This window comes from Flexivirga meconopsidis, from assembly GCF_026162425.1.
GTDB classification, from domain to species: domain Bacteria; phylum Actinomycetota; class Actinomycetes; order Actinomycetales; family Dermatophilaceae; genus Flexivirga; species Flexivirga meconopsidis.
Genome location: NZ_JAOBQJ010000005.1, coordinates 1 through 20034, shown reverse-complemented (window position 1 = coordinate 20034; position 20034 = coordinate 1). Strand labels below are relative to the sequence as shown.

21 protein-coding genes and 1 rRNA gene are annotated in these 20034 nt (G+C 68.5%); 20 read left to right on the top strand and 2 right to left on the bottom strand.

Features of this window, described 5'->3' with window-relative positions:
- Positions 1–54: 54 nt before the first annotated feature.
- The 15 genes from N2M23_RS16575 (at position 55) to argH (ending at position 15300) form a co-directional block, all read left to right on the top strand.
- Complete coding sequence (locus tag N2M23_RS16575; protein ID WP_265447040.1) at positions 55–588, top strand: DUF6886 family protein; 534 nt, start codon at positions 55–57, stop codon at positions 586–588.
- 502 nt (positions 589–1090) lie between these two features.
- A complete protein-coding gene (gene infC, locus N2M23_RS16570) occupies positions 1091–1678 on the top strand; it encodes a translation initiation factor IF-3 (RefSeq protein ID WP_265447768.1) in 588 nt (195 codons plus the stop codon).
- A 111-nt stretch (positions 1679–1789) separates the two neighbouring features.
- Complete coding sequence (rpmI, locus tag N2M23_RS16565) at positions 1790–1984, top strand: 50S ribosomal protein L35 (protein WP_171157115.1); 195 nt, start codon at positions 1790–1792, stop codon at positions 1982–1984.
- 51 nt (positions 1985–2035) lie between these two features.
- Positions 2036–2422 carry a 50S ribosomal protein L20 gene (gene rplT / locus N2M23_RS16560; RefSeq protein WP_171157116.1) on the top strand — a complete coding sequence of 129 codons (387 nt, stop codon included), beginning with the start codon at positions 2036–2038 and terminating at the stop codon, positions 2420–2422.
- 41 nt (positions 2423–2463) lie between these two features.
- Positions 2464–3264, top strand: coding sequence for a TrmH family RNA methyltransferase (locus N2M23_RS16555; protein WP_265447037.1), 801 nt, complete (start codon positions 2464–2466; stop codon positions 3262–3264).
- A 10-nt stretch (positions 3265–3274) separates the two neighbouring features.
- Complete coding sequence (locus N2M23_RS16550; protein WP_265447035.1) at positions 3275–4363, top strand: sensor histidine kinase; 1089 nt, start codon at positions 3275–3277, stop codon at positions 4361–4363.
- Between the two features lie 30 nt (positions 4364–4393).
- Positions 4394–5488, top strand: coding sequence for a phenylalanine--tRNA ligase subunit alpha (gene pheS / locus N2M23_RS16545; protein WP_265447033.1), 1095 nt, complete (start codon positions 4394–4396; stop codon positions 5486–5488).
- Positions 5488–8028, top strand: a complete 2541-nt coding sequence (gene pheT / locus N2M23_RS16540; protein ID WP_265447030.1) for a phenylalanine--tRNA ligase subunit beta — start codon at positions 5488–5490, stop codon at positions 8026–8028. Before pheS ends, pheT begins: the two co-directional genes overlap by 1 nt.
- Positions 8029–8074: 46 nt before the next feature.
- On the top strand, positions 8075–9118 hold the full coding sequence (gene argC, locus N2M23_RS16535; protein ID WP_265447029.1) for an N-acetyl-gamma-glutamyl-phosphate reductase: 1044 nt from the start codon (positions 8075–8077) through the stop codon (positions 9116–9118).
- Positions 9115–10266: a bifunctional glutamate N-acetyltransferase/amino-acid acetyltransferase ArgJ gene (gene argJ / locus N2M23_RS16530; RefSeq protein ID WP_265447028.1), complete on the top strand. Its 1152-nt coding sequence runs from the start codon at positions 9115–9117 to the stop codon at positions 10264–10266. Before argC ends, argJ begins: the two co-directional genes overlap by 4 nt.
- The gene (argB, locus tag N2M23_RS16525; protein WP_265447027.1) at positions 10263–11198 is read left to right on the top strand and encodes an acetylglutamate kinase; all 936 of its coding nucleotides are present in this window, start codon (positions 10263–10265) and stop codon (positions 11196–11198) included. Before argJ ends, argB begins: the two co-directional genes overlap by 4 nt.
- Positions 11185–12375, top strand: coding sequence for an acetylornithine transaminase (locus N2M23_RS16520; protein WP_265447026.1), 1191 nt, complete (start codon positions 11185–11187; stop codon positions 12373–12375). Before argB ends, N2M23_RS16520 begins: the two co-directional genes overlap by 14 nt.
- A complete protein-coding gene (argF, locus tag N2M23_RS16515) occupies positions 12372–13313 on the top strand; it encodes an ornithine carbamoyltransferase (protein WP_265447024.1) in 942 nt (313 codons plus the stop codon). Before N2M23_RS16520 ends, argF begins: the two co-directional genes overlap by 4 nt.
- Complete coding sequence (locus N2M23_RS16510; RefSeq protein WP_265447023.1) at positions 13310–13831, top strand: arginine repressor; 522 nt, start codon at positions 13310–13312, stop codon at positions 13829–13831. Before argF ends, N2M23_RS16510 begins: the two co-directional genes overlap by 4 nt.
- On the top strand, positions 13828–15300 hold the full coding sequence (gene argH, locus N2M23_RS16505) for an argininosuccinate lyase (RefSeq protein WP_425270252.1): 1473 nt from the start codon (positions 13828–13830) through the stop codon (positions 15298–15300). The genes N2M23_RS16510 and argH overlap by 4 nt, the downstream gene beginning before the upstream one ends.
- A gap of 14 nt (positions 15301–15314) precedes the next feature.
- Here the strand turns inward: argH and N2M23_RS16500 are convergent, their stop codons facing one another.
- Together N2M23_RS16500 and N2M23_RS16495 are read right to left on the bottom strand one after the other, a co-directional pair.
- Positions 15315–16220, bottom strand: coding sequence for a GlxA family transcriptional regulator (locus N2M23_RS16500; RefSeq protein WP_265447020.1), 906 nt, complete (start codon positions 16218–16220; stop codon positions 15315–15317).
- A 15-nt stretch (positions 16221–16235) separates the two neighbouring features.
- Positions 16236–16838, bottom strand: coding sequence for a cysteine hydrolase family protein (locus N2M23_RS16495; RefSeq protein WP_265447019.1), 603 nt, complete (start codon positions 16836–16838; stop codon positions 16236–16238).
- Positions 16839–16967: 129 nt separating this feature from the next.
- Between N2M23_RS16495 and N2M23_RS16490 the strand changes: the two genes are divergently transcribed.
- From N2M23_RS16490 to N2M23_RS16470, 5 genes are all read left to right on the top strand, one after another.
- Positions 16968–17513 (top strand): AAA family ATPase, encoded by a 546-nt coding sequence (locus tag N2M23_RS16490; protein ID WP_425270264.1) that lies wholly within the window; start codon positions 16968–16970, stop codon positions 17511–17513.
- A complete protein-coding gene (locus N2M23_RS16485) occupies positions 17500–18096 on the top strand; it encodes a DNA-3-methyladenine glycosylase (RefSeq protein ID WP_265447014.1) in 597 nt (198 codons plus the stop codon). The genes N2M23_RS16490 and N2M23_RS16485 overlap by 14 nt, the downstream gene beginning before the upstream one ends.
- Before the next feature lie 64 nt (positions 18097–18160).
- Positions 18161–19420 (top strand): tyrosine--tRNA ligase, encoded by a 1260-nt coding sequence (gene tyrS / locus N2M23_RS16480; protein WP_265447012.1) that lies wholly within the window; start codon positions 18161–18163, stop codon positions 19418–19420.
- A gap of 191 nt (positions 19421–19611) precedes the next feature.
- Positions 19612–19761, top strand: a complete 150-nt coding sequence (locus tag N2M23_RS16475) for a hypothetical protein (RefSeq protein WP_265447011.1) — start codon at positions 19612–19614, stop codon at positions 19759–19761.
- A gap of 149 nt (positions 19762–19910) precedes the next feature.
- Positions 19911–20034: ribosomal RNA gene (locus N2M23_RS16470) — 16S ribosomal RNA — on the top strand; the annotation flags it as partial.

The following is a 20034-nucleotide window of genomic DNA, read 5'->3' as shown; positions in this document are numbered from 1 at the left end:
CAGGGATGCTCACCTTAGGGCCCGGGGGTGTCATGCACGGGTAGCGTGCTTGCGATGTATGCCGAGCCGCGCGAGGTGCTCCACTTCAGCGAGGACCCGACGATCACCCGTTTCCGGCCGCACGTCGCGACCACTGCGCAGCAGCCGGATGCCTACGTCTGGGCGGTGGACGCGGCGCGCAGTCCGGACTACTGGTTCCCGCGACAGTGCCCGAGGGCGATGGCGTGGGTGACTGACGACAGCACCGCCGCCGATGCCGAGCGGCTGCTCGGGCCGGGCGCCCGTCGAGTGCACCTGATCGAGTATGTGTGGCTGCCCGTCATACAGCGGGCGACGTTGTGGGCCTACCGTTTCGCCGCCGAGGAGTTCCGGGCGTTCGGACAGGACCGGCACGCGATGGTGAGCGACCACGAGGTCACCCCGCTCGGGCCGCCCGAGCCGGTCGGCGACCTGCTCGCCGCGCACGAGCGCGCCGGCATCGAGCTGCGAGTGACCAGCAACCTGTGGCCCTGGTGGGATGCGGTCGCGCGCAGCACGCTCGGCTTCAGCGGAATCCGGTTGCGCAACGCGGCCCCGCGCCGTGCATAAGTCGAAACGGTTGCGGGTTGCGCACGGTTTGGCGCTGCGGTGCGTGCATAACTCGAAACGGTTGCGGGTTATGCACGGGATCGGGGCTGGTGGCGTGCATAACTCGAAACGGTTGCGACTTGTGCACCATCCCTTCCGCGGGAGTGCACTTTTGGGACGACGGTCGGCCGAACGGCACACGCCGACCCAGCCTCGCCGACCCGCTCGATTCGCGGGAATGGCGCGCGCGCTGTTATCGTTGAGATCACCGACTGGTCCGACAGTGTTGGATCAGTGTGCAAGAGAAGCTCCGGCTTCCACCTCGAGCGACCGGCAGGTCGCCAGGTTCGGTCCAGGCAGGATCCCGTTCGACGGGAGCAGCCCGCGTGCAGCGAGTTGCTTTCCCGGCATACGTCATCCACGTCCTGAGCTGCATCCGAGGCTTCTCGTGCACCCACATGATGGGCGGCGAGGAGCCTTTCTTCGTCTCCCGTGCACATGACGTACGACGAAGGAGCTTCACATCAGCGCTGAGCCCCGTATCAACGACCGCATCCGGGTGCCGGAAGTGCGGTTGGTTGGGCCGAACGGTGAGCAGGTCGGCATTGTGCGCGTCGAGGACGCGCTCCGACTGGCCGCAGAGGCAGACCTCGACCTGGTCGAGGTCGCCCCGATGGCCAAGCCACCGGTGGCAAAACTCATGGACTACGGCAAGTTCAAGTACGAGAACGCCATGAAGGCCCGTGAGGCACGCAAGAACCAGGTCAACACCGTCATCAAGGAGATCAAGCTCCGCCCGAAGATCGACCCGCACGACTACGGCACCAAGAAGGGCCACGTCGAGCGGTTCCTGTCGGCGGGCGACAAGGTCAAGGTGACGATCATGTTCCGCGGTCGCGAGCAGTCGCGACCCGAACTCGGCTTCCGACTGTTGCAGCGGCTGGCCGAGGACGTCCAGGAGTTGGGCTTCGTGGAGAGCGCGCCCAAGCAGGACGGCCGCAACATGATCATGGTGCTCGGACCGACCAAGAAGAAGGCGGAGGCCCGCGCGGAGGGTCGCCGCCGACGCGAGCAGTCGCAGTCCGACCAGACCGCGACCGCGGAGGCCTGACCGCACGGTCGGTCCCACCCACTCGACGCGGGGTGACCTGCGTTGATCTGAGCATGCAGTCAAGCCGGTCCGCCGGCGTTGAGAACACCGAAAAGACGAAGGAGATCGGCAATGCCGAAGATGAAGACCCACAGCGGCGCCAAGAAGCGCTTCAAGATCAGCGGGTCGGGCAAGGTCATCCGGCAGCGTGCGCGCCACGTGCACAAGTTCCAGGAGCGCAGCAGCCGCGCCGCGCGCCGGCTCGTGCCCGACGTCGAGGCCGCACCGGCCGACGCCAAGAAGATCAAGAAGCTGCTGGGCAAGTAAGCCCCCACTTCACGTTTCCCCCGAACACCTAACAGCTAGAAGGAGATTCACGTGGCACGCGTGAAGCGGGCGGTCAACGCCCAGAAGAAGCGCCGGACCGTCCTGGAGCAGGCCAGCGGCTACCGCGGCCAGCGTTCGCGGCTCTACCGCAAGGCCAAGGAGCAGGTCACCCACAGCCTCGGCTACAGCTACCGTGACCGCCGCGCCCGCAAGGGTGACTTCCGTCGCCTCTGGATCCAGCGCATCAACGCCGGCGCCCGCGCCAACGGGATGACTTACAACCGGTTCATCCAGGGCCTCAAGGCCGCCGAGGTCGAGGTCGACCGTCGCATGCTGGCCGAGCTGGCCGTCAACGACGCCGCCGCCTTCACCGCGCTCGTCGAGATCGCCAAGGCCAACGTGCCGGCGACCGACGCCAAGGCCGAGAGCGTCGCCTGAGTCGACCACTCACACCTGATCGAACGCCGGTCCACGTCCCGATGACCCTGACCAACCCCCGTGCGGAGCGGGTCAAGGCCATCCGGGCGCTGGGCCGGCGTTCGGCGCGTCTGCGGGCCGGCAAATTCGTCGTCGACGGGCCGCAGGGGGTGCGCGAGGTGCTGCGCTTCGCCCCGCACACCGTCCTGGAGTTGTATGTCGAGAGCGGCGCACGGCACGACGACCTGGTGGGTGCCGCCGACGACGCCGGCATCCCCGTGCACGACTGTGACGCGGCGGTGATGGCCGCGCTGGTCGACACCCAGCACCCCCAAGGGGTCGTGGCGGTCTGCCGGCCGATGGACGTCCCGATCGACGACGCCCTCGCCGCCGACGACGGCTTCGTCGTCGTCCTTGCCCACGTGCGCGACCCGGGCAACGCCGGCACGGTGATCCGCGGCGCCGACGCGGCCGGGGCCCGCGCCGTACTCATCTCCGACGCGAGCGTCGACCTCTACAACCCCAAGGTGGTCCGGTCCACGGCTGGGTCGCTCTGGCACCTGCCGATCGCGATCGGCGGCGAGGTCGCGGCCCTCGTCACCGCCTGCCAGGGCCGTGGCCGCCGAGTGCTCGCAGCCGACGGCGCCGGCAGCACGCTGTTGCCCGACGCCGACCTGCGCTCGCCACACGCGTGGCTGATGGGGAACGAGGCGTGGGGGCTGGACGAGACGACCCGGTCGCTCGCCGACGACGTCGTGCGGGTGCCGATCCACGGGCACGCCGAGTCGCTCAACCTGGCCATGGCAGCCACCGTGTGCATGTACGCCAGCGCCGCCGAACTGACCGATAAGTCACCGGTTTAGGCTTGCCCGCGTGACTCTCGAGGGCCCTCAGCCGGTCGAGCCCGCGCTCGCCGCGGGGGTCTACCGCGCGCTCTTGGAGCAGCTGCCCGAGGGAGTCGTGGTGGCCGATGCGCAGGCGCGGCTGGTGCTGGCCAACCAGCGGGCCGAGCGCCTCACCGGCGTACCGCTGTCCAGGATGCTCGGCAGCGACATCCGCGAGGCACTGCCGCTGGTCAGCCCGGATGGGCGTTCCTTCTGGACCACCGACAACCCCTGGTCGGGCCTGCACACGCGCAGCGGCTCACCCGAACGCCGGATGCTGTTGCCCGGCGGTCGCAGTGTGCTGATGGCCACTCGGCACATCCGCGGCGGTGCACCGTTACGCGCCCTGCAGTGGCTTGTGCTGACGATGCGCAGCACGACCGTCCGAGACCGCATCGAGGCTGAGACGTCGGCGCTGGTCACCACTGTCGCCCACGAACTGCGTGCACCGCTCGGCGCGGTCCGCGGCTTCTCCCGCACGCTGCGCAGCAGGTGGGAGCAGCTGCGCGAGGACCAGAAACGATGGATGCTGGGCGCGATCGAGACCGACGCCGCCCGTCTGCAGCGGCTGGTCGGCGAGCTGCTGGACATCTCCCGCATCGACACCGGACGGCTCGAGCTGCGCAGGAGCCCCGTCGACCTGGCCGAGATCGTCCGCGCCTGCGTCGACCGGATGGTCAGCAGTGGTGAGGATCCGGCCAGGTTCCGGGTCGTCCAGGTCGCCGACCAGGTCGAACTGTGGGGTGACGCCGACCGGCTCACCCAGGTCGTGTCCAACCTGCTGGAGAACGCCGTGAGCCACGGCGCCGGCAAGGTCACCACCACGATCGACGTGGTGGACGAGCAGGTGCGGTTGGACATTGCCGACGAGGGCGCCGGCATCGCGCCGGAACACCGGTCGCTGGTCTTCTCCCGTTTCTGGCAGGCCGGCCGCCGGGGCAACGGCAACGGGCTCGGCCTGTTCGTGGTGCAAGGTCTCGCCCAGGCGCACGGCGGGCACGTCGAGGTGCTGGACACCGAGCACGGGGCGACCTTCCGGGTCACGCTGCCCAGTGGAGTGCCCGACCACCTGAAGTAGAGGCGTGTCGCACACCTAGACTGCTGTGTCGTGTCAGGACCCAACACGTCATACGACCCGGTCGAGGTAGCCGCTCTCGATCCAGCGCAGCTTGAGCAGGCCGTCACCGACGCGCTCGCAGCCTTCGACGCGGCGCGGACGCTCGACGAGCTCAAGGCCGCGCGCGCCGCCCACCAGGGCGATAAGAGCCCGCTGGCCCTCGCCAACCGTGAGATCGGTGCGCTGCCGCCGTCGGCCAAGGCCGAGGCGGGCAAGCGGGTCGGACAGGCACGTGGGAAGGTCGGCCAGGCGCTCAAGGAACGCCAGGCGCAGCTGGAGGCCGAGCGCGACGAGCGCATCCTGGTCGAGGAGGCCGTCGACGTCACGCTGCCCACCGACCGCCAACCCCTGGGCCGCCGGCATCCGGTCGAACTCATGGCGCAGCGGGTCGCCGACCTGCTGGTCGGGATGGGCTGGGAGATTGCCGAAGGCCCCGAGATCGAGGCCGAGTGGTTCAACTTCGACGCCCTCAACTTCGACGAGGACCACCCCGCCCGGCAGATGCAGGACACCTTCTACATCGCGCCCGAGGACAGCGGCCTGGTGCTGCGCACGCACACCTCACCGGTGCAGTCGCGCTCGCTGCTGGAGCGCGGCGTGCCGCTGTATGTCGGCGCGATCGGCCGGGTCTACCGCACCGACGACCTCGACGCGACGCACATGCCGGCCTTCCACCAGATCGAGGGCATCGCGGTCGACGAGGGCATCACGATGGCCCACCTGAAAGGCACTCTCGACCGGTTGGCCACCGAACTCTTCGGCGAGGGCATCATCACCCGTCTGCGCCCGTCGTTCTTCCCGTTCACCGAGCCGTCCGCGGAGATGGACCTGCGCTGCTTCGTCTGCCGGGGTGCGGACCCCGACTGCCGGGCCTGCTCCGGCACCGGCTGGATCGAGTGGGGTGGCTGCGGCATGGTCAACCGCAATGTGCTGACCGCTGCGGGTGTCGACCCCGACCGCTACTCCGGCTTCGCGTTCGGCATGGGCATCGACCGGGCGCTGATGTTCCGCAGCGGCGTCAGCGACATGCGCGAGCTGATCGAGGGCGACGTGCGCTTCGACGCGCAGTTCGGTTTGGAGGTCTGATGCGCATCCCACTGGACTGGCTGGGTGAGTATGTCGAGCTGCCCGCGGACGTATCCGGCGCCGCTGTCGCCGAGGCACTCGTCCGGGTCGGCCTGGAGGAGGAGGGCCTGCACGGCGGCGAGGTGACCGGACCACTGGTGGTCGGCAAGGTGCTCACGATGGAGCCCGAGCCGCAGAAGAACGGCAAGACGATCAACTGGTGCACGGTCGACGTCGGCAATTCAGCGGACTCGGCGAAGGGCTCCGATCATCAGGGGATCGTTTGCGGTGCGCACAACTTCGGACCCGGCGACCTGGTGGTCGTGGCGCTGCCCGGTGCCGAGCTGCCCGGCGGTTTCGCGATCTCGGCACGCAAGACCTACGGCCACGTGTCGGCCGGAATGATCTGTGCCGCAGACGAACTCGGCCTCCCCGACGACGGCTCCGGCGGCATCATCCGCCTCGCGGAGCGTCTCCCCGGGGTCGACCTCACACCCGGCCAGGACGCGATCCCGCTCCTCGGGCTCGACGGGGAGACCGTCGAGATCAACGTGACGCCCGATCGGGGCTATTGCTTCTCGCTGCGTGGTGTAGCCCGCGAATACGGGCTGTCCACCGGTGCGTCCTTCACCGACCCGGCGCTCGCGCTCACGGACGCCGCCCCTGCAGCGAACGACGTGGGCCACCCGGTCGAGGTGCGCGACGATGCGCCGCTGCGCGACCAGGTGGGCTGTGACCGATTCGTGGCGCGGGTGGTGCGCGGCATCGACGTGTCCGCGCCCACACCCGCGTGGATGGCGACCCGGCTCACCGAGGCCGGCATGCGGCCGATCTCGCTGCCGGTCGATGTCACCAACTACGTCATGCTCGCGCTCGGCCAGCCGCTGCACGCCTATGACCTGGCGACCATTGACGGCCCGATCGTCGTCCGCCGTGCCCGGCCGGGGGAGAAGCTGAAAACCCTTGACGGCAATGAGCGTTCGCTGTTCGACGAAGATCTGCTGATCACCGACGGCGGCGAGCGCGGCCTCGGCATCGCCGGCGTGATGGGTGGTTCCGACTCCGAGGTGACCGACTCCACCACGGACGTGCTGATCGAGGGCGCGCACTTCGACCCGATCACGGTCGCGCGCTCGGCCCGCCGGCACAAGCTGCCGTCGGAGGCGTCGCGTCGCTTCGAGCGCGGCGTCGACCCGCAGCTCGCGCCCGCGGCGGTCGAGCTCGTGGTGCAGCTGCTCGTGGAGCTCGGCGGTGGCACGGTCGACGCGGGCGTCACCGACCTCAACGACGTCTCGGGCAGCGAGGCGATCGTCTTCGATCCCCAGCTGGCGTCCCGGCTGGTCGGGATCGACTACCCGGACGACCAGGTCGCCGACGTCCTGCACCGCATCGGCTGCACCGTCGAGACCACCGGCACCCGGTGGCGGGTGACGCCTCCGTCATGGCGGCCCGACCTGCACACCGGTCCCGACCTGGTCGAGGAGGTCGCCCGCACGGTCGGCTACGAGCAGATCCCGTCGATCCTGCCCACTCCGCCCGGCGGCCGCGGGCTCACGCACGACCAGCATGCCCGCCGCATTATCGCCAATACCCTTGCGGCGCGTGGATTCTCGGAGATCTGGTCGGCGCCGTTCGTCAGCGACGAGCGGCACGCGGCACTCGGCTACCCGGTCGAGGCTGCCCGCGCGCGCACGGTCAGCCTGGTCAACCCGCTCTCCGACGAGCAGCCGCTGATGCGCATCTCGGTGCTGTCGACGATGGTCGATGCGCTGAAGCGCAATGTCGGGCGTGGCGTCAAGGACGTTGCGCTCTTCGAGCTCGGCCTGGTCGTCGCGCTCGAGGATGAGCAGCGACAGGCACCGACCTCGCCGGTGGGTGTGTTGCCTGCGCCTGAGTTGTTGGAGCAGATTCGCGCCGCCGTGCCGCCGCAGCCGCGTCACCTCGGCATCCTGATGGCCGGTGACGCCGCGCACGCTGGGTGGTGGGGCAAGGGACGGCCGGCCGACTGGAGCGACGCGGTCGACGCGGTGCGCAGCATCGCCGAAGCCCTCGTCATACCGCTCACGGTCGAGGCCGACGGCGACGCGATGCCGTTCCACCCGGGGCGCTGCGCGAAGCTGACCCTCGCCGACGGCACACTGATCGGGCACGCCGGCGAACTCCACCCGAAGGTCGTGCAGGCGCTCGGTCTGCCGCCGCGCACCGTTGGGGCCGAGGTCGACCTCGACGCCCTCATCGCGGCCAGCGGCAGTCCGATCACCAGCCGCCCGATCGCCAACCTGCCGCTCGCGAGCAGCGATGTCGCCCTCGTCGTCGATGCGGGTGTGCCGGCCGCGCGCGTCGAGGCCGCGCTGCGCGACGGCGCCGGCCCGTTGCTCGAGTCGATCGCGTTGTTCGACTCCTACACCGGCGACCAGGCGGGGGAGGGCAAGAAGTCGCTGGCCTACCGCATGGGCTTCCGGTCCGCAGACAAGACGCTCACCACCGACGAGGTCAACGCCGCGCGCGACTCCGCGGTGCAGGCCGCGGCAGAGGCGACCGGCGCGGTGCAGCGCGTCTGAACCCGGCCTGACGCATGAATATGCACGAATGTGTATACTGATGCGCATGGTCACAGTTGCGGTAGCCGGAGCCACCGGATACGCGGGCGGGGAGGCGCTGCGCCTGTTGCTGGCGCACCCCGAGGTCACCGTCGGCGCGGTCACTGCCGGCAACTCTGCGGGCGACCGCCTGGGCGACCACCAGCCAAACCTCGCGCCGTTGGCGGATCGAGTCATCGAGCCCACGACCGTCGAGACTCTGTCCGGCCACGACGCGGTCTTCCTGGCGCTGCCGCACGGTGCCTCGGCGGCGCTTGCGGCCGAATTGCCTTCCGACGTGCGGATTCTCGACTGCGGCGCGGACTTCCGGTTGGCCGACGCCGACGCGTGGCAGCAGTTCTACGGCAGTGCGCACGCCGGCACCTGGACCTACGGGCTTCCCGAGCTGCGGCTCGCCGGCGGCAGGGTGCAACGCGATGAGCTCGCCGGGCAGACCCGCGTCGCGGTGCCCGGCTGCTACCCGACCGCGTGCTCGCTGGCGCTGGCGCCGGCCGCGCAGGCGGGACTGATCGGGTCCGGCGACGTGGTGATCGTCGCGGCCAGCGGGACCTCCGGTGCCGGGAAGTCACTCAAACCCCACCTGCTCGGCTCGGAGGTGATGGGTTCCATGAGTCCGTATGGCGTGGGCGGCGTGCACCGGCATACCCCCGAGATCGAGCAGAACCTCTCCCGCGCTGCGGGAGCGCCGGTCACCGTGTCGTTCACCCCGACGCTGGCGCCGATGTCGCGCGGCATCCTCGCGACGTGCACCGCGCCGGCATCCCCCGGAGTGACGGCTGAGTCGCTACACGAGACCTACGAGAAGGCATACGGCACAGAGCCGTTCGTGCATCTACTGCCGGATGGCCAGTGGCCCGCCACTGCCTCGGTGCTCGGCTCGAACAACGTGCAGCTGCAAGTCAGCCTGGACGAGCGGGTCGGCCGGGTGATCGTCGTTGCGGCGATCGACAATCTGACCAAGGGCACCGCCGGCGGTGCCGTGCAATGCCTCAACCTGCTGCTCGGTCTCGACGAGACCGCCGGCCTTCCGACAGTAGGAGTGGCACCATGAGCGTGACTGCAGCCAAAGGGTTTCGGGCCGCCGGCGTCACCGCCGGACTGAAGCCGAGTGGCACGAAAGATGTCGCGATCGTGGTCAACGACGGACCGGCACATGCCGCGGCCGCAGTGTTCACCAGCAACCGTGTCGAGGCCGCACCGGTCACCTGGTCGCGCCAGGTGCTGACCGACGGTCGGGTGGACGCCGTGATCCTCAACTCCGGCGGCGCCAATGCGATCACCGGCGCGCAGGGTTTCGCCGACACCCACCAGACGGCCGAGCACGTCGCGGAGGCCTTGGAGGTGTCAGCCGGTGACGTGGTGGTCTGCTCCACGGGACTCATCGGCGAGTTGCTGCCAATGCAGAAGCTGCTTGCCGGCGTGGATGAGGCGGTGAAACTCGCCTCGGCACAAGGTGGTTCGAGCGCCGCAGAAGCGATCATGACCACCGACACCGTCTCGAAGGAGGCGACGGCCACAGGCGATGGCTGGGTTGTCGGAGGGATGGCAAAAGGGGCGGGCATGCTTGCGCCGGCTCTCGCCACGATGCTCGTCGTGCTCACCACCGATGCCGTGGTCGATGCGGAGGAAGCGACCAATGCGTTGCGCGCCGCCACCGCGCTTACCTTCGACCGGGTCGACTCCGACGGCTGTCAGTCCACCAACGACACCGTGCTCCTCATGGCGTCGGGCGCCTCAGGGGTGCGCCCGAACCTCGAGGAGTTCGGTGCGGCGGTGACCGCGGTCTGCGCCGACCTGGCGCGTCAGCTGATCGGCGATGCCGAAGGCGCCGCGCACGACATCGCGATCCAGGTGCGGGGCGCGGCCGATGTCGACGACGCGCTGGAGGTCGGTCGGGCAATCGCCCGCAACAACCTCTTCAAGTGCGCGATCTTCGGCAAGGATCCCAACTGGGGTCGCATCCTGGCGGCCGTCGGCACGACCTCTGCGCAGTTCGAACCGCAGCGACTTGCCGTGTCGATCAACGGGATTCAGGTATGCCGTGACGGCGGCGTCGGGGAAGACCGGTCGCTGGTGGACCTCGACCCGCGCGAGGTGCAGATCGTGGTCGACCTGCACGCGGGCGACGAAACGGCGACGATCTGGACCAACGACCTGACGCACGACTACGTCCACGAGAACTCGGCGTACTCGACGTGACCACGCCGCACACCGGGCGCCGCATCCCGACCGATCTCGCCACCGCCGCCGGGAAGGCGGCCACGCTCGTCGAGGCACTGCCGTGGCTGGAGCGCTTCCGCGACGCACTCGTGGTGGTGAAGTACGGCGGCAATGCAATGACCGATGACGGGCTGAAGGCAGCCTTCGCCGAGGACATCGCGTTCCTGCGCTACGCCGGTCTGCGGCCGGTGGTGGTGCACGGTGGCGGGCCGCAGATTCAGGCGATGCTCGACCGGCTCGGCATTGCGTCGGAGTTCAAGGGCGGCCTGCGGGTGACCACGCCCGAGGCGATGGACGTCGTGCGGATGGTGCTCACCGGCCAGGTGTCGCGTGAGCTCGTCGGGCTGATCAACCACCACGGCCCGCTTGCGGTGGGTTTGTCCGGTGAGGACGCCGCGCTCTTTGGTGCGCGTCGTCGCGGTGCGGTGGTCGACGGCGAGACGGTGGACATCGGGCATGTTGGCGATGTCGCGACGGTCAACCCGGCCGCGGTGCGAGACCTGTTGGCCGCTGGGCGGATTCCCGTCGTGTCGTCGGTCGCACCCGACCTGGACGCGCCGGGTGAAGTGCTGAACGTCAACGCGGACACTGCTGCGTCTGCCTTGGCCGTCGCCCTGGGCGCGCACAAGCTGGTGGTGCTGACCGACGTCGAGGGGGTCTACAGCAACTGGCCCGATCGGGACAGCCTGCTCAGCTCACTGCCGGTGAGCGAGGCCGAGCAGTTGATGACCCGGGTGGACTCGGGCATGGTGCCCAAGCTCGAGGCGTGCGTGCGGGCGATTCGTGGGGGAGTGCCACAGGCGCACGTCATCGACGGCCGCGCACCGCACTCGCTGCTGTTGGAGGTCTTCACCGACGAGGGGATCGGCACGATGGTGCTACCGGACGGAGATGTGCATGAGCGCGAATAGTCAGTGGTTGCAGCGATATTCGGACAGCCTCCTGGGCGTGTTCGGCACTCCCAGCCTGGTGATCGAGCGTGGTGACGGTTGCTACGTGTGGGACGTCGACGGCAACCGATACCTCGACCTGGTCGGCGGCATCGCCGTCAACGCGCTCGGGCACGGTCACCCGGCGGTGGTGTCGGCGATTTCCAAGCAGGCCGCCGAGGCGGTGCACATCTCCAACTTTTTCACCTCGCCGGCTCAGGTGCAGCTTGCCGAACGACTGCTGTCGATCGCCGACGCGCCGACCGGATCCAGGGTGTTCTTCGCCAACTCGGGCGCCGAGGCGATCGAGGCGGCAATCAAGCTCTCCCGCCGCACCGGGCGCACCGGCATCGTGGCCGCGGAGGGTGCCTTCCACGGGCGCACGACCGGCGCGCTGGCGCTCACCCACAAGGCCGCCTACCGCGAGCCGTTCGAGCCGCTGCTGCCTGGTGTGGTTCACGTGCCGTACGACGACGTCGACGCCCTACGTCAGGCCGTCACCGGCGACGTGGCTGCCGTCATACTCGAACCGGTGCAGGGTGAGGCCGGCGTGCTGAGTCCCGCGCCGGACTTTCTGCGCGCGGCACGCGAAATCACCACTGCCGCAGGTGCTTTGCTGATCATTGACGAGATCCAGACCGGCGTCGGCCGCACCGGCGCCTGGTTCGGCTTCCAGCACGCCGGCATCCAGCCGGACGCGATCACCGTCGCCAAGGGGCTCGGCGGTGGGGTGCCGATCGGCGCCCTCGTCACCTTCGGTGAGCAGGTGTCCGGTCTGCTCACCGCCGGTCAGCATGGCTCGACCTTCGGCGGCAACCCGCTTGCCGCGGCAGCCGGACTCGCGGTGCTGGACACGATCGAGCAGCAGGGACTGCTCGACCATGCCGAGAGCACCGGTCGTCATCTGGAGCAGGCCGTCGCCGCCGCCGGCATCCCGCACGTCACCGGCGTGCGTGGCCAAGGGCTGCTTCGCGCCATCACCCTCGACAGCCCCATCAGTGCTGCCGTCGCGACCGCCGCGCGCGCCGGCGGCTTCATCGTCAACCCCGTTGCACCACAAGCACTTCGGCTCGCCCCACCGCTTATCGTGAGCACGGACGAGCTGGACGGCTTCGTGCACGCACTACCGACCTTCGTCGAAGGAGCCCTCACTTCATGACCCGACACTTCCTCCGCGACGACGACCTCAGCCCGCAGGAGCAGCAGGCGGTCCTCGAACGCGCGGCCCGGATGAAGGCCGACCGTTTCGCCGACCGACCGCTCACCGGACCTCGTGGTGTCGCGTTGATCTTCGACAAGCCGACGCTGCGCACCCAGTTGTCGTTCAGCGTCGGAGTGGCGGAGCTGGGTGGTCACCCGATGGTGATCGACGGCAAGCTCGCGCAGATCGGCTCCCGTGAGTCGATCGCCGACGTCACCCGCGTCATCGAGCGGCAGGTCGCCGCGATCGTATGGCGCACCTACGAGCAGGACCGCCTGGCCGAAATGGCTTCGTACTCGCGCGTGCCCGTGGTCAACGCGCTCACCGACGACTTCCACCCGTGCCAGATCCTGGCGGACCTGCTGACGATCGGCGAGCACAAGGGACGGCTCGCCGGGCTGACGATGACCTATGTCGGGGACGGCGCCAACAACATGGCCCACTCCTACCTGCTCGGTGGAGCAACTGCCGGCATGCACGTGCGGATCGGCACCCCGTCCACCCACCAGCCGCGCGCAGACATCGTCGACGCGTCCCGCGAAATCGCTGCCGGGACAGGGGGTTCGGTGCAGGTCACCGACGATCCGGTGGCGGCGGTGGACGGTGCGGACGTGGTGATCACCGATACCTGGGTGTCGATGGGGCAGGAAGCCGAGGCCGGTGACCGCAAGGGTGCGCAGAGCCCGTTCGCCGCGTTCGCCGTGGACTCCGACCTGGTCGCACGGGCGGCGGACGACGCGATCGTGCTGCATTGCCTGCCGGCCTACCGTGGCTTCGAGATCAGCGCGGACGTGATCGACGGCCCGCAGTCGGCAGTCTGGGACGAGGCCGAGAACAGGTTGCATGCGCAGAAGGCATTGTTGGCGTTCCTGCTTGAAGTAGGCAGAGACTCATGACCGGCTCCGGTTCACACCGGGACGACGGCGCCGTGGCGAGCGGACGCACCGCGCGTCAGCAGCGCATTGTCGACGTCATCACGCGGGAAGCGGTCCCTTCACAGAACGCGCTGGCCCGCTACCTGGAGCAGGACGGCATCCACGTCACGCAGGCGACGCTGTCGCGGGACCTGGTGGAGCTCGGCGCGGTCAAGGTGCGCCACGGGCGGCAGCTCGTCTACGCCATACCGGGTGAGGGCGGCGACCGTGCACCGGTGGCCGGCGAGACGCATCACGAGGTGGACGCCAGGCTGCGGCGCATCTGCGGCGAACTGCTCGTCAGCGCAGCGGTTTCCGGCAACCAGCTGGTGCTTCGCACACCCCCTGGTGCTGCCAACTTTCTGGCATCAGCCATCGACCACGCCTCCTTGCACGGTGTGCTCGGCACGATCGCCGGGGATGACACCATCTTGCTCATCACCGCCGAGGCCGCCGCCGATGACGTGTGCGGCTTCCTGATGGAGCTGACAGGCGAATGACCAATGACAGGAGCGATCTACACGTGACCGAAGCAGAGCAGCGGCTGAGCCTGTGGGGTGGGCGATTCGCCGGAGGCCCCGCCGACGCGCTGGCGGCGCTTTCCAAGTCCACCCACTTCGACTGGCGGCTCGCGCCATACGACATCGCGGGCTCCAAGGCGCACGCGCGCGTCCTGCATGCCGCGGGCCTGCTGGACGAGGCGAGCCTCGCCGCGATGACGGCCGCGCTCGACCAGCTCGCGACCGACGTGCGCGACGGCAGCTTTGCGCCGGCGGACGACGACGAGGACGTGCACACGGCATTGGAGCGCGGCCTGATCGAGCGGGCCGGTGCGGACGTCGGCGGCCGGCTGCGGGCCGGCCGGTCCCGCAACGACCAGGTGGCCACGTTGTTCCGGATGTACCTGCGCGACCACGCCCGCGTGGTCTCGGTGCAACTGCTCGATGTCGTCGATGCGCTGATCGCACAGGCAACCGACCACCTGGAGGTCCCGATGCCGGGACGCACGCACCTGCAGCACGCGCAGCCGGTGCTGCTCGCCCACCACCTGCTCGCGCACGCCTGGGCGCTGTTGCGTGACGTCGACCGCTTCCGGGACTGGGACCGGCGCACCGACGAATCGCCATACGGTGCAGGTGCGTTGGCGGGATCCTCGCTGGGTCTCGATCCGGCTGCCGTCGCCGCCGACCTCGGCTTCAGCCGGTCGGTGCGCAACTCGATCGACGGCACCGCGGGCAGGGACTTCGTCGCGGAGTTCGCCTTCGTCGCGGCGATGTCGGCGGTCGACATCTCGCGCATCGCCGAGGAGGCCGTGTTGTGGGCGACCAAGGAGTTCTCGTTCGTCACTCTCGACGACGCGTTCTCGACCGGGTCGAGCATCATGCCGCAGAAGAAGAACCCCGACGTCGCCGAGCTGGCCCGGGGCAAGGCCGGCCGTCTGGTCGGGGACCTCGCCGGGCTGATGACGACGCTGAAGGCGCTGCCGCTGGCCTACAACCGGGACCTGCAGGAGGACAAGGAGCCGGTGTTCGACGCCGTCGACACCCTGGAGCTGCTGCTGCCGGCCTTCGCCGGCATGGTCGCGACCCTCACCTTCCATCCCGACCGGCTGAGTTCCCTTGCGCCGCAAGGGTTTGCGCTTGCCACCGACGTTGCGGAGTGGCTGGTGCGGCAGGGCGTGCCGTTCCGAGTCGCGCACGAGGTCGCGGGGGAGTGCGTGCGGGTCTGCGAGTCCCGCGGCATTGAGCTCTGGGACCTCACCGACGACGACCTGGCCGAGATCAACCCGGCGCTCAGCCCGGACGTGCGCTCCGTGCTGAGCGTCGAGGGCTCGCTCGCCTCCCGCGACGCCACCGGCGGCACTGCTCCGGTGCGCGTGGGCGAGCAGCTGCAGCAGGCGCGTGACGCGAGCACCGAGGCACGCGCCTGGGCGGCCACCCCGATCGACTTCCCCCAACGCGTCGACTGACGGTCCTGCAGACGTCAGTCGCGACTGCGCAGCCGACGCAACATGCGGGCATCGTCGAAACCAACCGTATGAGCGGCGGACTCGACTGTGGCGCCCTGCGCAAGCAGCAGCTCCGCGCGCTCGACTCGGAGTGTCTGCTGGTAGCGCAGCGGCGTCATACCGGTGGCGTCCACGAACGCCCGAGTGAGCGTCCGCGGACTGACCCCTGCTACGGCAGCCACCTCTGCCAACGGGAGCGCACGGCTGAACTCGGCGTCGATCATGTCCTGTGCGCGATGCACGGTCTCGCGGAGGTGGTCGCGATGGCGCAGCATCGTGCCGAGCTGCGCGGCGTCGCCATTGCGGCGGCCATAGACGACCAACGACCTGGCCACCCGAGCGGCAAGAGCCGGTCCGTCGTGTCTGGCCACGAGCTCAAGTGCGAGATCGATGCCGCTTGCGATGCCCGCCGAACTGACCACGTTCCCATCGATCACGAACAGCCGATCCCGCTCCACCCGGGCCCGCGGATGACGACGCTGCAGCTCCTCCTGCACATCGTGATGGGTTGTGCAGCGCCGATCGTCGAGCAGTCCGGCCGCTCCCAACGCAAATGCACCGGCACAGATGCTCCCCACCAATCCGCCACCGGCGTGATGGTCAGCGAGTGCTTGGAGCAGCTCGGCGGTCAGCGTCGGCGGGCGGACCGGCCGTCGCACTTTCCAGCCCGGCACCAACAGCCAGTCGTCCGCCGTGAGCGTCGGGAGCTGCCGGTCCACCGCGAGCGGCAGCCCCTGGAAGCTGGTGACGCCGGCCGTAGGACCGACGAACCGCAATTCGTATGGCGCGCCCAGCTCCGCGGCGGCCGACAACACCTGGGCCGGTCCGGCGACATCGAGCAGATGCACGTCAGGCGCGATGACAAATACAACCCTTGGCATGATCCGGTCACTTTGTCAGGCCTCCGCCGTTGCTGTCGAGCAGACCTCTTCGATGCTGGTGATGCGAGCGAACCGGCCGGACAGTGCATACTCCGTGCGCTCGATGATCTCCGCGGTCCCCAGGGTGTGGGGATCGGACAGGACTTGTTCGTAGGGACGGTCCGGGTCACTGTCGCGATGCGCGATCGGGAAGGTGGCGGTGGCATCGGTGACGAAGTCGACCTGGTAGCCGAGGTCCGCGCCGATGCGGGCCGTGGTCTCACAGCACTGCTCGGTCTGGATGCCGCAGATGCGCAGCCGATGGATGCAATGCCGGGTGAGCACCCTGCCCAACTCTGTGGTGGTGAAGGCATTTCGGGAGGTCTTGGTCAGGACGGGTTCATCAGGCGCAGGGCTGAGGCCGGGCTGCAATGTCACCTGGCCGCGCTTCGGGTCGAAAGGCCCGTCCGAGCCTGGTTCTGCATGGAGCACCCACACGACGAGGTCGCCGGATGCCCGGGCGTGATCCACGAGAGTCTTCGTACGTTGCACGATGTCGGGCGCTGAGATCGCCTGCCAGCGCGGCAGTGCGGTGAAGGAATTCTGGACGTCGATCACGAGCAGAGCGGTGTTCGTCATGACTCCAGGCTGCCCCTCGGCGGATCCCCTGCCCAGGGATGATCGAGCCAGTAAGCGGAACGATCCGGTCACTGATCGACCGACAGCGCACAGCTCGATGACGCTCTGACAGACTTGCTACCCGTGTCGATGATCGTGCAGCTGGTCGGGCCGCCCGCGTGCGGCAAGCGGACGATCGGTGCGCTGGTCGCCGAGCGACTCGGGGCGCAACTGATCGACAACCACCTGATCAACGATCCGGTCTTCACCGCGCTCGGCGCGAATGGCTTCGGTGACCTGCCGCCAGCGGCCTTCGGCTATGCCAGGCGGGTGCGCGACATTGTGAACGAGGCGGTGACGGAGGCGCCCGCCTCCGTACGGCACGTGTTCACCAACTGGCTGATCGACACCGAGGACGACCGGCGCTCGGCTGCAGACCTGCGTCAGATCGCGCGGGCTCGTGGCGCTTCCTTCCATCCGGTGTGGCTCACCTGCGACCCGGCCGAGATCCATCGACGGATCGACCATCCGGACCGCAGATCGCGTAACAAGCTGCGCGACCCGGCCAAGGTCGCGGACGCATTGAGCAAGCAGGCGCTGCCTGCGCCCGACGACGCGCTGCGGCTCGACACCACGACACTGCCGGCCGCCGATGCCGCCGATCGCATCGTCGCCTGGATCGATGACCGCGGCTGACTCGCGGACCACTGCCCGTCGACTGCTCGGCGCGCACCTGCTCGGCAGGGGCGTGTCGCTGCGCATCACCGAGGTCGAGGCGTATGCCGGCGAGGCCGACCCGGGCTCACACGCGTTCCGCGGCAAGACCCCGCGCAACGAGGTGATGTTCGGACCACCGGGGCACCTCTACTGCTACTTCACTTACGGCATGCACACCTGTTGCAACTACGTGTGCAGCGAGCCGGGCGAAGCGGGAGCGGTGCTGATCCGCGCGGGTGAGGTGATCGACGGGATCGAGCTCGCACGGGAGCGCCGTCATACGGACAAGGATCGGGAACTGGCGCGGGGGCCGGCGCGCCTCACCGTTGCCCTGGGAATCTCGCTGTCCGACAACGGAACTGACCTGCACGACGACGCCAGCCCGCTGCGTCTTGACTGGCAGGATCCGTTCCCCGCCGAGCGCATTCTCAGCGGGCCCAGGGTCGGTGTCAGCGGGCCGGGCGGTGACGGCGAGCGGTTTCCCTGGCGTTTCTGGATCGACGCGGATCCGACCGTGTCGCCGTACCGGCCGGCGAAACCCCGTCGCCGCCGCGCCGGCTGATACGGCAGGCTTGACCCGGCGCCGACCGGCGCCGCGACGACGAACGACGAGGACGGACAACGACGTGAGCAACATCTTCGACGAGCTGCAGTGGCGCGGGCTGGTGGCACAGACCACCGACGAGGCCGCGCTGCGCGAAGCACTCGCCGACGGGAAACTCACCATGTATGTCGGGTTCGACCCCTCCGCCGAGTCGTTGCACATCGGCAACCTCGTCCAGCTGATCGTCGCCCGCAAGATGCAGCAGGCCGGTCACCGGGTGATCGCGCTGGTCGGTGGATCCACCGGGCTGATCGGTGACCCCAAACCCGATTCCGAGCGAGTGCTGCGCAGTAAGGAAGCCGTCGCGGAGGCGGTGGCGTCGATCCGCAGCCAGGCCGAGGCACTGCTCGACTTCACCGGCGACAACCCGGCGACGATGGTCAACAACCTGGATTGGACCGAGCCGATCTCCGCGCTGGACTTCCTGCGCGACTACGGCAAGCACTTCCGGGTCAACGCGATGATCAAAAAGGATGCGGTGTCCCGTCGGCTGAACAGCGACCAGGGCATCAGCTACACCGAGTTCAGTTACCAGATCCTGCAGGGGCTGGACTACCTGCACCTCTACCGTGACGAGGGCGTCACCCTGCAGCTCGGCGGCAGCGACCAGTGGGGCAACCTGCTCGCCGGCGTCGACCTGATCCACTCCGCCGAGGGGGTCTCGGTGCACGCCATGACGACGCCGCTCATCACCGATGCGAGCGGCCGCAAGTACGGCAAGTCGGAGGGCAACGCGCTCTGGCTCAACCGCGACCTGATGTCGCCATACGCCTTCTACCAGTTCTGGATCAACATCGAGGACGCCGAAGTCGTCAACAAGTTGCGGGTCTTCACCGACTTCGACCAGGAGCAGATCGCCGAGTTCGCCCGTCAAGTCGAGCATGAGCCGTTCCGGCGCGCCGGCCAGAAGGCGTTGGCCGAATCGGTGACGACACTGGTCCACGGTGCCGAGGCGACGGCGGCGGTGCAGGCCGCATCCGAGGCGTTGTTCGGCAAGGGCGATGTCTCCGGCCTCGACCCGCAGACCCTCGCCGACGCGACTGCCGAGCTGCCGGGCGCACCCGTCGCACCGGGCACCGACATCGTGGAGGTGCTGATCGCGCTGGGGATCGCAGACTCCCGCAACAGCGCCCGGCGGCTGATCGGGGACGGCGGCATCTCGGTGAACAACGAGAAGGTGACCGACCCGGAGGCGACCCTCCCGGAGGACGCCTTCCTGCACGACCAGGTGGCGATCGTGAAGCGCGGTCGCAAGCACCTGGCCGCCGCCCGACGGTCGTGACCGAGGTCACGCTCTCACGGCTTGGCAGAGGGTCGCGGGATCTGTATAGTTGACATCCGCTGCTTTTGCGGGAGGGACACCTCCGGCAGGGCAGCCGCCGGTTCAGCGAAGCGGATTTGGCAGGTCGGACCTGCTGACTGTAACGTTGAACCTCGTTGCCCGGGAGGCACGGACAAGCCGGAGAGATCCGGATGGCCGGTCCCGATTGCGACAAATCCATCCGAACCGATCATATTCGAGCGGTCATTGTGCTGCCCGAAATCATCCGGATCACGCCGATTTGGAAGATGGTCGAAGAGGATGTAAGTTTTACCGAAGTCGCCCAGAGCGAAACAGCTTGATAAAGCTGCGGAACTCTTCGGAGCGGTCGTTTTTTGAGAACTCAACAGCGTGTCGAGTGATTGATGCCAATTGTTTGTTGGTTTTGATCGTTTTTGTAGCATTTTTGCTCTTGATCGATTTTTTAGCCATGGTTTGAATTTTTTGTTTTTTTGCGGAGAGTTTGATCCTGGCTCAGGACGAACGCTGGCGGCGTGCTTAACACATGCAAGTCGAACGATGATGCCCGTGCTTGCACGGGTGGATTAGTGGCGAACGGGTGAGTAACACGTGAG

What these genes read in the sequence shown, in the direction of transcription:
- N2M23_RS16575 (WP_265447040.1), top strand. Translation starts at nt 55, where the DNA reads ATGTATGCCGAGCCGCGCGAGGTGCTCCACTTCAGCGAGGACCCGACG.
- rpmI (WP_171157115.1), top strand. Translation starts at nt 1,790, where the DNA reads ATGCCGAAGATGAAGACCCACAGCGGCGCCAAGAAGCGCTTCAAGATC.
- N2M23_RS16555 (WP_265447037.1), top strand. Translation starts at nt 2,464, where the DNA reads ATGACCCTGACCAACCCCCGTGCGGAGCGGGTCAAGGCCATCCGGGCG.
- pheT (WP_265447030.1), top strand. Translation starts at nt 5,488, where the DNA reads ATGCGCATCCCACTGGACTGGCTGGGTGAGTATGTCGAGCTGCCCGCG.
- argC (WP_265447029.1), top strand. Translation starts at nt 8,075, where the DNA reads ATGGTCACAGTTGCGGTAGCCGGAGCCACCGGATACGCGGGCGGGGAG.
- argJ (WP_265447028.1), top strand. Translation starts at nt 9,115, where the DNA reads ATGAGCGTGACTGCAGCCAAAGGGTTTCGGGCCGCCGGCGTCACCGCC.
- N2M23_RS16520 (WP_265447026.1), top strand. Translation starts at nt 11,185, where the DNA reads ATGAGCGCGAATAGTCAGTGGTTGCAGCGATATTCGGACAGCCTCCTG.
- argF (WP_265447024.1), top strand. Translation starts at nt 12,372, where the DNA reads ATGACCCGACACTTCCTCCGCGACGACGACCTCAGCCCGCAGGAGCAG.
- N2M23_RS16510 (WP_265447023.1), top strand. Translation starts at nt 13,310, where the DNA reads ATGACCGGCTCCGGTTCACACCGGGACGACGGCGCCGTGGCGAGCGGA.
- argH (WP_425270252.1), top strand. Translation starts at nt 13,828, where the DNA reads ATGACCAATGACAGGAGCGATCTACACGTGACCGAAGCAGAGCAGCGG.
- N2M23_RS16500 (WP_265447020.1), bottom strand. Translation starts at nt 16,220, where the DNA reads ATGCCAAGGGTTGTATTTGTCATCGCGCCTGACGTGCATCTGCTCGAT.
- N2M23_RS16495 (WP_265447019.1), bottom strand. Translation starts at nt 16,838, where the DNA reads ATGACGAACACCGCTCTGCTCGTGATCGACGTCCAGAATTCCTTCACC.
- N2M23_RS16490 (WP_425270264.1), top strand. Translation starts at nt 16,968, where the DNA reads ATGATCGTGCAGCTGGTCGGGCCGCCCGCGTGCGGCAAGCGGACGATC.
- N2M23_RS16485 (WP_265447014.1), top strand. Translation starts at nt 17,500, where the DNA reads ATGACCGCGGCTGACTCGCGGACCACTGCCCGTCGACTGCTCGGCGCG.
- N2M23_RS16475 (WP_265447011.1), top strand. Translation starts at nt 19,612, where the DNA reads ATGGCCGGTCCCGATTGCGACAAATCCATCCGAACCGATCATATTCGA.